The 14,392-nt window shown below is 59.1% G+C and carries 10 protein-coding genes and 1 pseudogene; 7 read left to right on the top strand and 4 right to left on the bottom strand.

Features of this window, described 5'->3' with window-relative positions:
• The first annotated feature begins 9 nt into the window (after nucleotides 1–9).
• Both ftsZ and lpxC read left to right on the top strand, forming a co-directional pair.
• Nucleotides 10–1,203 carry a cell division protein FtsZ gene (ftsZ, locus tag RIFP1SYM_RS06300; protein WP_005960906.1) on the top strand — a complete coding sequence of 398 codons (1,194 nt, stop codon included), beginning with the start codon at nucleotides 10–12 and terminating at the stop codon, nucleotides 1,201–1,203.
• Nucleotides 1,204–1,407: 204 nt separating this feature from the next.
• Complete coding sequence (lpxC, locus tag RIFP1SYM_RS06295; RefSeq protein ID WP_005960905.1) at nucleotides 1,408–2,319, top strand: UDP-3-O-acyl-N-acetylglucosamine deacetylase; 912 nt, start codon at nucleotides 1,408–1,410, stop codon at nucleotides 2,317–2,319.
• Nucleotides 2,320–2,344: 25 nt separating this feature from the next.
• On the opposite strand, the gene RIFP1SYM_RS06290 is transcribed toward lpxC, so the two are convergent.
• On the bottom strand, nucleotides 2,345–2,785 hold the full coding sequence (locus RIFP1SYM_RS06290) for a DciA family protein (protein WP_039959864.1): 441 nt from the start codon (nucleotides 2,783–2,785) through the stop codon (nucleotides 2,345–2,347).
• Between the two features lie 135 nt (nucleotides 2,786–2,920).
• Between RIFP1SYM_RS06290 and RIFP1SYM_RS06285 the strand changes: the two genes are divergently transcribed.
• From RIFP1SYM_RS06285 to RIFP1SYM_RS06270, 4 genes are all read left to right on the top strand, one after another.
• A complete protein-coding gene (locus RIFP1SYM_RS06285) occupies nucleotides 2,921–3,859 on the top strand; it encodes a M23 family metallopeptidase (protein WP_039959861.1) in 939 nt (312 codons plus the stop codon).
• A 115-nt stretch (nucleotides 3,860–3,974) separates the two neighbouring features.
• Entirely contained in the window at nucleotides 3,975–6,788 is a 2,814-nt protein-coding gene (gene secA, locus RIFP1SYM_RS06280) for a preprotein translocase subunit SecA (protein WP_005960903.1), read from the top strand.
• Nucleotides 6,785–7,990 carry a bifunctional glutamate N-acetyltransferase/amino-acid acetyltransferase ArgJ gene (argJ, locus tag RIFP1SYM_RS06275; RefSeq protein WP_005960902.1) on the top strand — a complete coding sequence of 402 codons (1,206 nt, stop codon included), beginning with the start codon at nucleotides 6,785–6,787 and terminating at the stop codon, nucleotides 7,988–7,990. Before secA ends, argJ begins: the two co-directional genes overlap by 4 nt.
• A 54-nt stretch (nucleotides 7,991–8,044) precedes the next feature.
• Nucleotides 8,045–8,980: a Nudix family hydrolase gene (locus RIFP1SYM_RS06270; RefSeq protein WP_005960901.1), complete on the top strand. Its 936-nt coding sequence runs from the start codon at nucleotides 8,045–8,047 to the stop codon at nucleotides 8,978–8,980.
• Between the two features lie 31 nt (nucleotides 8,981–9,011).
• Here the strand turns inward: RIFP1SYM_RS06270 and RIFP1SYM_RS06260 are convergent.
• The 3 genes and pseudogenes from RIFP1SYM_RS06260 to RIFP1SYM_RS06250 form a co-directional block, all read right to left on the bottom strand.
• Nucleotides 9,012–10,981, bottom strand: a pseudogene (locus RIFP1SYM_RS06260) (SLC13 family permease).
• 83 nt (nucleotides 10,982–11,064) lie between these two features.
• Nucleotides 11,065–11,448, bottom strand: coding sequence for a hypothetical protein (locus tag RIFP1SYM_RS06255; RefSeq protein ID WP_005960898.1), 384 nt, complete (start codon nucleotides 11,446–11,448; stop codon nucleotides 11,065–11,067).
• 13 nt (nucleotides 11,449–11,461) lie between these two features.
• The gene (locus RIFP1SYM_RS06250; protein WP_005960897.1) at nucleotides 11,462–11,860 is read right to left on the bottom strand and encodes a PilZ domain-containing protein; all 399 of its coding nucleotides are present in this window, start codon (nucleotides 11,858–11,860) and stop codon (nucleotides 11,462–11,464) included.
• 458 nt (nucleotides 11,861–12,318) lie between these two features.
• Here RIFP1SYM_RS06250 and RIFP1SYM_RS06245 point away from each other — a divergent pair, with 458 nt between their 5' ends.
• Entirely contained in the window at nucleotides 12,319–14,391 is a 2,073-nt protein-coding gene (locus tag RIFP1SYM_RS06245) for an ATP-binding protein (protein ID WP_039959860.1), read from the top strand.
• Nucleotide 14,392: the final 1 nt, after the last annotated feature.

Here is a 14,392-nt window from a genome sequence, read left to right as displayed (position 1 = left end):
AGGTAGGCAATGTTTGAGCTCTTGGATACACATAGTACAAACGCGGTAATCAAGGTTATCGGCGTGGGTGGCGGCGGCGGCAACGCGGTCAATCATATGGTGAATGGTGAGATCGAGGGCGTGGATTTCATCTGCGCCAATACCGATGCGCAGGCGCTGCGCAGCAGCGAGGTGCGTACGCTGTTGCAGCTCGGTTCAGATATCACCAAAGGACTAGGTGCAGGAGCGAATCCCGAGATTGGCCGGCAGGCGGCACAGGATGATCGGGACCGTATCGTTGAGGTACTGGAGGGGGCCGATATGATCTTCATCACCGCTGGGATGGGTGGTGGTACTGGTACCGGGGCGGCGCCGGTGGTCGCGGAGATCGCCAAGGAGATGGGGGTGCTGACGGTGGCGGTGGTTACCAAGCCCTTCGCTTTTGAGGGCGGTCGTCGCATGAAGGTGGCCGAGGCGGGAATTGAGGAGTTGGCCAAGTGCGTCGACTCGTTGATCACCATCCCCAACGAAAAGCTGCTAGCGGTGCTCGGCAAGGACATGAGTCTGCTGAATGCTTTTAAGGCAGCCAACGATGTGTTGCTGAATGCGGTGCAGGGTATTGCCGAGCTGATCACTCGTCCTGGCCTGATCAACGTCGACTTCGCCGACGTTAAGACAGTGATGTCGGAGATGGGATCGGCGATGATGGGCTCGGGTGAGGCGACCGGTGAAAACCGCGCCCGTGAGGCGGCCGAGCGTGCTATTCGCAGCCCGCTGCTGGAGGATATCAACCTCTCGGGGGCGAAGGGCATTCTGGTCAATATCACCGCCGGTCTAAATCTTGCCATCGGTGAGTTCGATGAGGTGGGCAGTACCGTGCGTGAGTTTGCGGATGATGACGCAACGGTTGTGGTTGGTACCGTGATTGATCCAGAGATGCAGGATGAAATGCGGGTGACCGTAGTGGCGACTGGCCTGGGTGAGATCGCACAGATCGCAGAACTTCCCAGTAAGCGCCAGGAGGAGCCGAAGGCAGCGCCGCCGGTGACCCTGGTTGATGCAGATGTGGGGTTCGGTGATCATGAGAGAGACTACGCTGCTTTGGATAAGCCGGCGATCGTGCGCAATAAAACACAGGCGAAAGGGGGAGTAGAGCCTGCTACCCCTCCGGACGATTTCTCCTACCTTGATGTGCCGGCCTTTCTGCGCAAACAGGCGGACTGAGATCTGCCGGGCCTGATCGGTAGCGGAGGTGGTTATGGAGGCAAGGGGGCTGTCCAGTGCGCAATTGGCTGCAGGCAGCTGTTTTTCGGCAGAATCGGAGGAGGGCTTTGTCGGCAAAGGGTTTTGTCGGTTTTTTTTACATGTGCTAGTATTGCCGCCTTCATACACAGGGGCCCCGCTTTAAATTGGGGGGACGGATAGGAAATGATTCGGCAACGTACGCTCAAAAACGTCATCCGCGCTACAGGTGTTGGCCTGCATACCGGTAACAAGATCTATCTGACCTTGCGGCCGGCGGCCCCTAATACGGGCATAGTGTTTCGTCGGGTTGACCTCGATCCGGCGGTGGAGATTCGCGCCTGCCCGGAGAATGTTGGCGATACCCGCCTCTCCACCACACTGGTGCAGAATGATGTGCGAATCTCGACCGTGGAACATCTGCTTTCAGCCTTTGCAGGTCTTGGTATTGACAATGCCTATGTGGATGTCAGCGCTCCTGAGGTCCCGATTATGGACGGCAGCGCAGGCCCTTTTGTGTTCCTGCTGCAGTCAGCTGGTGTGGAAGACCAGAACACAGCCAAACGGTTTATCCGGATCAAGCGCAAGGTGGTGGTGGAAGAGGGCGATAAACGCGCCAGCTTCGAGCCGTTCGATGGTTTCAAGGTCAGCTTCGCCATTGACTTTGATCATCCGGCATTCCATGAACGAACTCAGTATGCCAGCCTCGATTTCTCTTCGACCTCGTTCGTAAAAGAGGTCAGCAGGGCCCGTACTTTTGGCTTCCTTCGCGATATTGAGATGTTGCGCCAGCGGGAGTTGGCTCTCGGCGGCAGCATGGATAACGCGATTGTGGTCGATGATTATCGGGTACTCAACGAGGATGGATTGCGCTACGAGGATGAGTTTGTCAAACACAAGATTCTCGATGCGATCGGCGATCTCTATCTCCTTGGTCACAGTTTGATTGGCGCCTTCAACGGCTATAAGTCGGGGCATGCGCTCAACAATGAGCTGCTGCGTACGCTGCTGAAACAGCGTGATGCCTGGGAAGAAGTGACCTTCAAAGCGACCGACAATGCGCCGATCTCCTACATGAAACCGGTTCCTGTCTCCTGACGGTGCGATCTGGCTGACGCCCAGGCTAGTCTGCGTGGCTACTGAGGCGCAGTAGCGCCTGCTTCAGCTTCTCATCGCTGGTGTGCTCCGCGGTATCGCGAAGCAACTCCGCGCTCACGTGTGAAAGCCTGGCTCGGCGGGGTGGGTGCTGTGCCACAGCGTCCGGACTCTGAGTGCTGACCACCTTCACGATGATGCGTCCGAACGCGACTCCATCGTTGCGGAGTCTCCGTAGAAGTGCATCAGTGAGAAACCGCAGGCGGCTGCTCCAGACTGGAGAGTCGGTCAGGAGGGTCAGAGTGCCTTTCCCGGGGATGGCGCCGAGGCAGTGCTGATCGAGGGGCGGTGGCAGATAGCTGGATACACGTCGGAGCAGCGACTTCTGGATTTCGAGCTGCTTTGACAGGGTTGCAAAAGCGCTGCGTGTTCCGATGATTTCTTCTACTGCTCTGATCTTGCGTTGCATGCCAAGATCATAGGAGAATTAATCCATCAGAACCACCATATAACTTCAGGATAACTTAGGTGGTAAAATTCTCAATCTGCGGGTCAGCTGGACGCTACATGGGTTGAATTGCATCTAAGCGGGATAGATCGAGCTATGAAGATTGTCTTTATAAGGGGACTGGGGGCGCCTCTGGGGCGCAAATTCCGACTGTTCAGCTTTGTCGTGGGGCTTGGAACTCTGATCGTTTTTGGTGGGGCGGTGCTCTCCGTCGGCTATCAGCTGGGCCTGGCTGACGCGGAGTTTCCTGAGCATCAGTTGGTGCGTTCCCTCAAAGCGACCTTTGATGCCGAACGGCGCATGCTGCAGGATGCCCGCGCCAAAACCGGTGAGCAGGTGGATGCTCTGGCGTTGCGGGTGGGGCGTCTGCAGGCGCAGCTGTTGCGGCTAGATGCATTGGGGCAGCGGCTGGTCGAGGTCGGCAAGCTTGACCGCGGTGAGTTTGATTTTACCGCCAAACCGGCGATGGGCGGCCCCCAGGGCGGTGAAAATGAGACTGCCCAGCAGGCAATCCCCGGGCTGTTGCAGGAGCTGGCACAGCTCGAATCAAAGATCGAAAGTCGTCAGCAGCAGTTGGTGCTGCTCGAGGACCTGATCCTGAACTCGAATCTTGAGCAGGCGCTGCATCCGACCGGACGTCCGATCAGCAAGGGCTGGATCTCCTCCTACTATGGGATGCGCAACGACCCCTTTACCGGCAAGCGGGCCATGCACAAGGGAATGGATTTCGCCGGCAAAAAGGGTTCAAATGTGATTGCGGTCGCTGCTGGCGTAGTGACCAAAGCAGAACAACATCATGGCTACGGCTTGTTGGTTGAGATCAACCACGGCAAAGGTTATGTCACTCGCTATGGCCACAATGAGGAGATCCTGGTGGCCGTGGGCGACCGTGTGAAGCAGGGCCAAGCCATCGGCAAGATGGGATCCAGTGGCCGCTCGACCGGACCACATGTTCATTTTGAAGTTTTGCGCCATGGCAAGGTGGTGGATCCAACCCGCTATATTCGTAAGAAGCGGGAGCAGGACAAGGCCTGATCCGCGTCTAGGATCTAACACTCTTATTGCTCTTCCCGCATGCCTCCGCCTTCAGCAAACCCTGCTGTTAGGGTATGATCGTCTGATTTCGTTTTTCTAACGGGTCCCTTAACAGATGGTCAGTAAAATCTTCAAGAAGATCTTCGGCAGTCGCAACGATCGCCTGATTAAACGCATGTCCAAATCGGTCGCTCAGATCAGTGCAAAAGAGCCGGAGTTCGAGGTTCTCTCCGATGATCAGCTGAGGGGTAAGACGGCCGAGTTCCGCCAGCGTTTGGAGGCGGGTGAGAGCCTTGATGCGCTGCTGCCAGAGACCTTTGCCGCAGTGCGTGAGGGCGGGCGGCGCGCGATGCAGATGCGCCACTTCGACGTGCAGATGATCGGCGGCATGGTGTTGCACCAGGGCAAGATCGCCGAGATGCGCACCGGCGAGGGCAAGACCCTGGTGGCGACCCTAGCGGTCTATCTCAACGCGCTGCCTGGCAAGGGTGTGCACGTGGTCACCGTGAACGACTACCTGGCGCGCCGCGATGCCAGTTGGATGGGCAAGCTCTACCACTTCATGGGGCTGAGCGTCGGCGTCATTAACTCCTCTGGCGGGATGGGACCCGACAGTGCCTCCTTCCTGTTCGATCCCGATTATGACGGCTCAGCCGGCGGCTATCTGCATCTGCGCCCAGTGACGCGTCGCGAGGCCTACGCCGCTGACGTCACCTACGGCACCAATAATGAATATGGCTTCGACTATCTGCGCGATAATATGGCCTTCTCTGCCGATCAGCGGGTGCAGCGCAAGCCCTACTTTGCGATTGTTGACGAGGTCGACTCGATTCTGATCGACGAGGCGCGTACCCCGCTGATCATTTCTGGTCCTACCGACGATACCTCGGAACTCTACAAGTCGATCAATGAGATCATCCCTCGCTTGGTCCGGCAGGAGCCGATTACCGACGAGGAGGGCCAGCCCGACTTCGGTCCCGGCGACTACTCGGTAGACGAGAAGGCGCGCCAGACCTTCCTCAGCGAGGAAGGCCATCAACATGTTGAGGAGATGCTGACTGAGGCCGGCCTGCTGGAGGAGGGGGCGAGCCTTTACGATTCCAACAACATCATCCTGATGCACCATGTGATGGCGGCGCTGCGGGCGCATGTGCTGTTCCAGCGCAACGTTGAATACATTGTCAAGAATGGCCAGGTGGTGATCGTCGATGAGTTCACTGGCCGCACCATGGAGGGCAGGCGCTGGTCCGACGGCCTGCACCAGGCGGTAGAGGCAAAGGAAGGTGTGGAGATCCAGAACGAAAACCAGACCCTCGCCTCGATCACCTTTCAGAACTACTTCCGCCTCTACGAGAAGCTCGCAGGCATGACCGGCACCGCCGACACCGAGGCCTTCGAGTTTCAGCAGATCTATGGTCTGGAAGTGGTGGTGATCCCCACCAACGAGCCGATGGCTCGCAACGACATGGGGGATCTAGTCTATCTCACCCAGGAGGAGAAGTATCAGGCAATCTTGGAAGACGTGCAGGATTGTGTTCAACGCGGTCAGCCGGTGCTGGTCGGTACCGCCTCCATTGAGACCTCGGAGCTGGTCTCCGGGCTGCTGAACGAGGCGGGGGTGGAGCATAAGGTGCTCAATGCCAAACACCATGAGCAGGAGGCGGCTATCGTCGCCCAAGCGGGGCGTCCCGGTGCAGTCACCATCGCTACCAATATGGCTGGTCGCGGTACTGACATTGTGCTCGGCGGCAACCTGGAGGTGGAACTGACTGAACTGGGGAATCCGGCGAACCCCGCGGAAGTGGAAAAATATACTGAGGCCTGGCGACAGCGCCACCAGCAGGTGCTGGAGGCTGGCGGCCTGCATGTGGTCGGTACTGAGCGTCACGAGTCGCGGCGCATCGACAACCAGCTGCGTGGCCGTTCAGGTCGCCAGGGTGATGCCGGCTCGAGCCGTTTCTACCTCTCCCTGGACGACAGCCTGATGCGCATCTTCGCCTCCGACAAGGTCGGCAGCATGATGAAGAAATTGGGCATGGAGAAGGGCGAGGCGATCGAACACCCCTGGGTCTCCAAGGCGATCGAAAACGCTCAACGCAAGGTGGAAGGGCGCAATTTCGACATCCGCAAACAGCTGCTCGAGTATGACGATGTGGCCAACGACCAGCGCAAGGTGGTCTACAAGTGGCGCGCCGAACTGATGGAGACTGACGATGTCTCGGATAACATCAATGCCCTGCGTGCCAGCGTGGTTGACGATATCTTCCACGCTTATGTGCCTCCCGAGAGCATTGAGGAGCAGTGGGATGTGCCGGGTCTGAGCGAGGCGTTGGCGGAAGAGTTTGGTGGCGAATGGCCGATCCAAGCCTGGCTCGATGAGGATCATGACCTGCATGAGGAGACATTGCACCAGCGCATCCTCGAGACCCTTGAACAGGCCTACCAGGAGAAAGAGCAACTGGTGGGTGAGGCCAACATGCGTAACTTCGAAAAGGGCATCATGCTGCAGACCCTTGACTCTTTTTGGAAAGAGCACTTGGCGTCGATGGACTACCTGCGCCAAGGCATTCATCTGCGCGGCTATGCGCAGAAAAATCCCAAGCAGGAGTACAAGCGTGAGGCATTCGAGATGTTCTCCCGCATGCTGGATGAGATCAATCGCGAGGTGATCGGCATCCTGTCGAAGGTGCAGGTGCAGATGCCAGAAGAGATGATGCTGCAGGAGCAGCAGACTGACGAGTTTGAATTCAAGCACGAAGAGTTTCATGGGCTCCCCGATGAAGCGGAGGCGCCCCCCGCCAAAGATTCGGAGGCGGCGGCCGAAGAGCACCAGCCGTTCGTGCGTGAAGGCCGCAAGGTGGGGCGCAACGAACCCTGTCCCTGTGGTTCAGGTAAAAAATACAAGCACTGTCACGGTCAGATCAGTTGAACGGCCAGACGGCTTTTCCGGTACCCGGCGTGCGTCTCGGTATCGCCGCCGCCGGCATTAAATATGCGGAGCGGGATGACCTGCTGCTGATCGAACTGGCAGAAGGCGGCAGTTGTGCCGGGGTCTTCACCCGCAACGCCTTCTGCGCCGCCCCGGTGCAGCTGGCCAAGCGCCATCTGCAGGCGGGCGCACCGCGCTATCTGCTGGTCAACTCCGGCAACGCCAATGCCGGGACCGGTGTGCAAGGCATGACCGATGCCCTGCGTAGCTGCGCGCTGGTGGCGCAGGCGACCGGCTGTGAGGCGAGCCAGACGCTGCCGTTCTCCACGGGCGTGATCGGTGAAAACCTGCCGATGGCCTGTTTCGAAGCCGCGATCCCCAAGGCCCAGGCCGATCTGGATGAGAATGGTTGGCAGCGGGCCTCGCGGGCGATCATGACCACCGACACCCGTCCCAAGCTGATCAGTCGTCAGTTCCAGCTCGACGGTGAGACCATCACTGTCACCGGCATCGCCAAGGGGGCCGGTATGATCCGCCCCGATATGGCCACCATGCTTGCCTATCTGGCGACCGATCTGGCGGTGCAGCCGGCTCTGCTGCAGCAGTGCCTCGAGCAGGCCGTGCACCCCTCCTTCAACAGCATCAGTGTGGATGGTGACACCTCCACCAACGATGCCTGCATGCTGCTGGCCAGTGGCGTCTCGCCTCACGCAGGGGTAACCGATGCCGACTCCCCTGCGTTCAACAGTCTGTGCGAGGTAGTGAGCGAGGTCTGCATGGAACTTGCCAGGGAACTGGTGCGGGACGCCGAGGGCGCCACCAAGCTGGTCGAGATCCTGGTCAGCGACGCGGCAGACGAGGCGGAGGCACGGCAGGTCGCCTACACTATCGCCCACTCGCCGTTGGTGAAGACCGCGCTGTTCGCCAGTGACCCCAACTGGGGGCGCATTCTGGCTGCGGTGGGCCGCGCCGGTCTGCAGGATCTGGATATCGAACGGATCGAGATCTGGCTTGATGACGTTTGCATCGTCCGTGATGGCGAGCGTGCCAGCGACTACACGGAAGAGGCGGGACAACGGGTAATGGACCAGCAGGAGATCACCATCGCGGTGCGCCTGGGCCGAGGCGCGGTGGAGAGCCGCGTACTCACCTGTGACCTCTCCTACGACTATGTCAAAATCAACGCCGAATACCGCACCTGACGGGATTATGAATTGTGAGTGTTGAATTCATAATTCAAAATTAAGCATTCAAAATTGACCTTAATCCACGTTGCCGCAGCCGCGATTATCGATAGCGCTGGCCGCGTCCTGATCAGCAAACGCCACGAGCATCTGCATCAGGGCGGTCTGTGGGAGTTCCCCGGCGGCAAGCTGGAACCCGGCGAGTCGGTGGAGGCGGCCCTGCGGCGCGAGCTGTATGAGGAGCTGGGCATCCGGATCAGCCGCTTCGAACCGCTGATCCGCGTCACTCACCACTATGCAGAGTGCTCAGTGCTGCTCGATGTCTATCGGGTCTTCAGCTATCAAGGAGAGCCGCGGGGCATGGAGGGGCAGCCTCTCAACTGGGTGCTGCCCGAGGCGATGGAGCCGGCGCTATTTCCCGCCGCCGACCGCCCCATCATCAGCGCACTGCAGCTCCCCTCGCGTTATCTGATTACCGGCGAGGATCCCACTAACCCGGAGGCGTTTTGTGCGCGTCTTGAGCGTGCTCTGAAACGAGATTGTCGCCTGCTCCAACTGCGTGCCCATGGCTTGTCGGATGTGGCATACCGGAGCCTTCTCGGGGAGGCGTTGGCGCTATCCCAGGCACATGGTGCGCGCCTGCTGATCAACCGGCCGCAGCGCAGCCTCGATTGGTTCGGCGTTGCCGATGGTGTCCACCTGAACCGTCATCAGCTGTTTGAATTGACAGCGCGGCCGCAAGCGGCCGGACTGCTGGGCGCTTCCTGTCATGATCTGCAGGAGCTGAAGCAGGCTGAGCGACTGGGCCTCGACTATGCACTGCTCTCGTCGGTGCTGCCCACCGCCACTCATCCCGAGGCGAGGCCGCTCGGCTGGGCGCAGTTTCGGACCCTGCTGGAGCAGGTGAATATCCCAGTCTACGCCCTTGGTGGCATGGGGATGGAACAGCTCTCCACTGCCCGTGAGCATGGCGCTCAGGGCATCGCCGCCATCCGCGGTCTGTGGTGAGATCGCTCCTCCGGATGGAGGGGCGGTCGGTTCAGAACACTAGGTTCAGCATCACCAGCGAGACCACCAGGAACAGCACCGTCATGATGCCGCCGGCTTTCATAAAGTCGGGCACCCGGTAGCCGCCCGGGCCCATGATCAGGGCGTTGACCTGGTGGGTCGGGATGAGGAAAGAGTTAGAGGTGGCGATCGCCACGGTCAGGGCAAACACCGCGGGGTTGGCACCGGCGCCGATAGCGATGTTGACCGCCAGTGGCACCAGCAGCACGGTGGCGCCGGCGTTGGACATCACCAGGGTGAAGAAGGTGGCGAGCACCGCGATTGCGGCCTGGATCACCCAGATCGGCATATCGCCCAGTACTGCCAGGGTCTGGTCTGCGATCCAGGCGGCAGTGCCACTGCTTTCCACCGCCATTCCGAGCGGGATCAGCGAGGCGAGCAGGAACACCGTCTTCCAGCTCACCGCCTCATAGGCCTCGTCGATATTCAATACCTGGGTCAGGATCATCCCCACGGCGCCGGTCAGCAGCGCCACCGAGAGGCGCAGATCGGTGAACAGCACCATCGCCAGGGTGATGAAGAAGGTCAGGGCAAACGGTACCTTGTGCGGGCGTAGCTCCTCGTGGGGGTATTCGGTGGTTACTACCACAAAGTTGCGATCCTGCTCCAGATGGGGAGATCGGTCCAGGCGGTATGCACCACCAGGGTGTCGCCAGGACGGAATGGGGTCTGGCGTACGCCGCCGGTGCGACAGGAGATGATCTCCTCACCGCGGTGGATCGCCAGCAGGCTGAGGCCGAAGGTCTTGCGCATCCAGACATCGCGAGCGGTCTTGCCGACCAGGTTGGAGCTGGGCGGGATGACCACCTCGGCGATACCCGCTTTGGCGGTGGCGAGGGAGTTGGCGAAGGTCTCCAGGTCGTTACGCCGATTGATACTGCTCTCCTCGGAAAAGACTGTGAAGTATTCTTCTGTGCCAAGCAGGCCGAGTACAGTGCCCGCCTCGATACCGAGACCGCGATCGATGCTGTCAGCGCCAAGACGCAGGCCGTCGCCCTTCTCTACAGCGATGATGCGCACCTTCCAGCGCTGCTCCAACTCGTCGACACTGACCCCCACTAGTGGACTTTCTGCCGGCACTACCACCTCATACACCTCGGAGGCCTGCAGGCCGTAGGTCTCGCTGAAGTAACTGGCAGTGTCGTGGCCCTCAGTGTGTTCGGCTTTGTTGGCTGGCAGCACAAACTTGCCCGCCAGGATGAAGTAAACGATACCGGTGATGACCAGGGCGAGGCCGATCGGAGTGACGGCAAACAGTGAGAAGGTCTCCATCTGCTGGCCAGCCTGCAGCGATTGGTTGGAGGTATGGATCAGGTCGTTGAGCAGGATCAGCGGGCTGGAGCTGACCATGGTGATGGTGCCGCCGAGGATCGCGCAGAAGCCCATCGGCATCAGCAGGCGTGACAAGGGCAGACCGATGCGGGCGGAGATGCGGCTTACCACCGGCAGAAACAGAGCGGCGGCGCCGACGTTCTGCATGAACGAGGAGATGAAGCCGACGGTGCTGGAGAGCAGCGGAATGATGCGTCCTTCGGTTGAGCCGCTGATACGCAGGATAAAGGCGGCGACCTGGCTCATGATGCCAGTCTTGTCGAGGCCGGCGCCGATGATCGAGATCACCGCGTTGGAAGAGAAGCCGTTGAACAGATCGGTGGTCGGCACTAGCCCCTGCTGCAGCCCTATCAGCGGCGCCAACAGGCTGGTCAATCCCAGCAGCACCATCGCGGTTACTGCCGCTACGTCGACCCCCACTACCTCGAAGGCAAACAGGTAGATGGCCAACAGCAGGATCGTGCTGACCCATGCGATCTCGATGGTGGGTACCAGATTGGCTAGCAACAGACCAACGACCAAAAAGACCACGGCGGCGATCAGATTCTTTTTTAAGGCTGGGCAAGTGGCATGGGTGGGCAATCCTCTGGCTGTGGTTGAGCGGCGCATCCAAAAAAAACCGCAGAATATTGACACATTCTAAAGTAATCGCACTTGCCGAGCGTGCTCAGCCCGAGGGATGTGGGGCGGAGTTACCAGTCGAGGCGGTTGTCCAGGCGTAGCAACACTGTCCGGATCGCGGGCATGCCACCGGCGACCATCTCTTCCAGCGGAGTGATGTTACCGCAGCGCTGTTGCGGGGTGGTGACCCAGAGGTTGGCTGAGAGTGCGCTGTGGGGAAACAGGCTGGAGAGCGCCTTATCGATCTGGATCAGCAACAGCAGGCGCTGCTGAATCTCCGCCTCCTGTGGCAGCGGGTTGCCAAGTCGGTAGCGGTTGAGCTGGCGTCGCTGCAGCCCCTCACCGAGGCCAAGCAGAGGTCCCATCAGCGCTTCCGGAATCTGCCAACGTTTGAGGATGCGGAAGATAACACGGGTCAGCTCGACCCGCTCATCGAGGCTCAGTTCAGGCTGCATCAGCAGTTGCAGATCAGTCGTGGAAGGCGTATTCGGCGATCAGTGCGCGCACCCGCTCGATAGATTCCCCCGGCGGCTCCTCAAAGTAGAAGCCGGTGTCGTAGAAGGAGCGGTTGACGTCATTGTGGCTCCAGCGGGTTACGGCCTTGAAATGGATGCTCTTGAGTTGGCCGCTGCCGCCCCTGTCTGGCAGGCGGATCTCGAGATCGAAGCTGCGGCCGTCGGGGATCGAATGCTCGCCCACCAGCATCATCCCTTCAGTGGTGATATCGACCACATGGCCCAGCAGAGCGTTGCTGTCACTGTCCCAGACCCGCAGATAGTAGATCAGATGACGGCGTTTGATAGCGCGTCTGTCATCTGCCGCTGCGTTGTCTTGTGGGCTGTGTTCGAAAGGTTTTTTTACATACATCGCTGAGACTCCAAGTGGGGCCTGGCGGTCCGGAATCTAGCGGATCGGAGGCGAGGCTCGGTTCAGTGTCGATTGCACCAGAATGATAGTGATTGTTGCAGAATTCGCAATCGACAGCTGCCCGAAGCGAAATTCTGTCTCTTTTCTTCCTATTGCGGCCGCTTCCAGATGCTGATATCAAGGCTGTCTTATTCAATTAAGAATGCAATTAAATTCAGGCTAATTTTAACCGCAAGGAACATGAAGGGCACGAAGAAAAGAGATTAAGAAATCCACATTAGAAACAATCTGTTATCACCTTCAAGCCCTTCGTGCTCTTGGTAATAATACAATGAGTTATTGGGATAGATGAAGTGGTCCTGATGTAGACTTCAGGGAGTCCGGACAGTCAGGCCAATATATGCTAGTTTTCGTTGGGCCTCGACGACTAGCTGCAACACAACAGGGATTTTGAGTCGATGTCGCCAGCCGTATTTGCCAAAGAGTTATTCAAGCACTCGGAGTATCAATCCGCCTGGGTGCGCCTGATTATCTGGGTATTCAGCGCCGGCTATATCGGACTTGGCGCTACCACCGGTTATTATGAGGTGGATCTGCTGCAGTATGGGGTGCTGTTCGGCAGTTTTCTGTTTGTCTTTTTGCTGCTGCTGGTCAGTGTCTACTATCATCCGGTGTCGCGTCGCCGCCGTTACCTGGCCCTGCTGACCGACATCAGTGCGGCCAGTTTGGCGATCTTTCTCACCCAAGAGGCGATCAGCCCCTTCTATCTGCTCTATATCTGGATCTTTGTCTCCTACGGCACTCGCTACGGCAAAGCGCTGCTGAAGGCCGCCTCGTTACTCAGCACTCTGGCCTATGTGGTGGTGCTGATTGCATTGGGCGAGTGGCGACAGTACACCTTTGAGGCCTTCTTTTTTCTGCTGCTGTTGGTGCTGCTGCCGCTCTACCAGTATTCGCTGCTGCGCAAGCTGCATCAGGCGCGACAAGAGGCGGAACAGGCTAACCGGGCACGGGGCAATTTCCTGGCTGCCATGACCCACGAACTGCGTACGCCACTGATCGGTGTGATTGGTATGGCGCGGCTGATGGAGTCGACTCCGCTGAACAGTGAGCAGAAGGAGTATCTGCATTCGATCAATGCCTCGGCGCAGCTGCTGCGGGCGTTGATTGGCGATATCCTCGATTTTTCCAAGATCGACGCCAACAAGCTGGAGCTGGAGGCGGCGCCCATCGATCTACGCGAGTTGGTGGGGGATGTGCTCTCAACCATTTCGGTGGCGGCCCAGGAGAAACAGATCGAGCTGGTCTGCGAGGTCGATCCAGCGATTCCACGGGAGCTGCAGGGGGATGGGCTGCGACTGTCACAGATCCTCTTCAATCTGCTCGGCAACGCGATCAAATTTACTGATCGCGGTGAGGTGATCTTGCGGCTGCGACGCAGGCTGGGGGATGAACGGGTGGCGCAGCCTCATATACTGATTGAGGTGCAGGACAGCGGTATCGGCATGGATCAGCAACAGCTGCAGCAGGTATTCGGGATGTTCTGGCAGGCTGACCCCTCCAGCAGTCGCCGGTTTGGTGGCACCGGTCTTGGAACCACCATCGTCAGGGATCTGAGTCGTCTGATGGGGGGGCATATCGATGTCAGCAGTGAGCTGGGCCAAGGCAGCTGCTTCTCCGTCAGGTTGCCGCTGCTGCCTCCGCAGAGCGGTCGCATGGGGGTGGCATCACCGCTGCTGGCAGGGCGCAAGCTGCTGCTGATTGAGGCCAACACCGCTGCGCGGCAGGCCCACCTGGCAGCGGTACAGGAGCTGGGGATGCAAGGGCGGGGGGTGGCAAGCGTGGCTGAGATCAGCGAGCTTGCAGAGCAGGATTGGGACCTGGTCCTGTTGGCAGATTCGCTGGAAGGCATCGACCTGCCGGGCAGCATCGAGGCAATCGACCGACTCTGCGGTGATAGTGTGCCGATCGTCCACGTCGGCTATCGTGGACGCCTGCTCGAGTTGCCGTCGCGCATCTTACAGAGCATGCTCAAGCCGTTTCTCTCCGGCCAGTTAGCCAAAGTGGCGCTTGAGTTGTTGCGGGGCAATGCGGATCGTCAGCAGCAGGCAGCGGCACTGCCGTTCGCTGGAGCGAGGGCGGCTGAGAGTGGCATCCGGATCCTGCTAGCGGAGGACAATGCCATCGCTGCCAAGGTGCTCTTTACCCTGTTGCAGCAAAAAGGACACAGGGTCTGTATCGCTCGGGACGGCCAGGAGGCGCTTGAGCTGTTGCAGGCTGAGCAGTTTCATCTGGCGTTTGTCGATCTGCGCATGCCGCGCATGGACGGTTTTGAATTGACGCGTCGTTATCGGCAGCTGGAGTCAGAGACCGAGCATCTGCCGATTTTGGCGCTGACCGCCAATGCTCCGGAAGATGTGCTGCAGCAATGTAGCGAGGTGGGCATGGATGATTTTCTCAACAAACCGGTGGAGCCGGAGCTGCTGGATAGGGTGATCGCCAGCTATGTGGAAGTGCCCGGTTATGTTTGAC

The organism is endosymbiont of Riftia pachyptila (vent Ph05) (assembly GCF_000224455.1).
Taxonomy (GTDB): Bacteria; Pseudomonadota; Gammaproteobacteria; order Chromatiales; family Chromatiaceae; genus Endoriftia; species Endoriftia persephonae.
This window is presented reverse-complemented; position numbering and strand designations above follow the sequence as displayed.

What these genes read in the sequence shown, in the direction of transcription:
- ftsZ (WP_005960906.1), top strand. Translation starts at nt 10, where the DNA reads ATGTTTGAGCTCTTGGATACACATAGTACAAACGCGGTAATCAAGGTT.
- lpxC (WP_005960905.1), top strand. Translation starts at nt 1,408, where the DNA reads ATGATTCGGCAACGTACGCTCAAAAACGTCATCCGCGCTACAGGTGTT.
- RIFP1SYM_RS06290 (WP_039959864.1), bottom strand. Translation starts at nt 2,785, where the DNA reads ATGCAACGCAAGATCAGAGCAGTAGAAGAAATCATCGGAACACGCAGC.
- RIFP1SYM_RS06285 (WP_039959861.1), top strand. Translation starts at nt 2,921, where the DNA reads ATGAAGATTGTCTTTATAAGGGGACTGGGGGCGCCTCTGGGGCGCAAA.
- secA (WP_005960903.1), top strand. Translation starts at nt 3,975, where the DNA reads ATGGTCAGTAAAATCTTCAAGAAGATCTTCGGCAGTCGCAACGATCGC.
- RIFP1SYM_RS06255 (WP_005960898.1), bottom strand. Translation starts at nt 11,448, where the DNA reads ATGCAGCCTGAACTGAGCCTCGATGAGCGGGTCGAGCTGACCCGTGTT.
- RIFP1SYM_RS06250 (WP_005960897.1), bottom strand. Translation starts at nt 11,860, where the DNA reads ATGTATGTAAAAAAACCTTTCGAACACAGCCCACAAGACAACGCAGCG.
- RIFP1SYM_RS06245 (WP_039959860.1), top strand. Translation starts at nt 12,319, where the DNA reads ATGTCGCCAGCCGTATTTGCCAAAGAGTTATTCAAGCACTCGGAGTAT.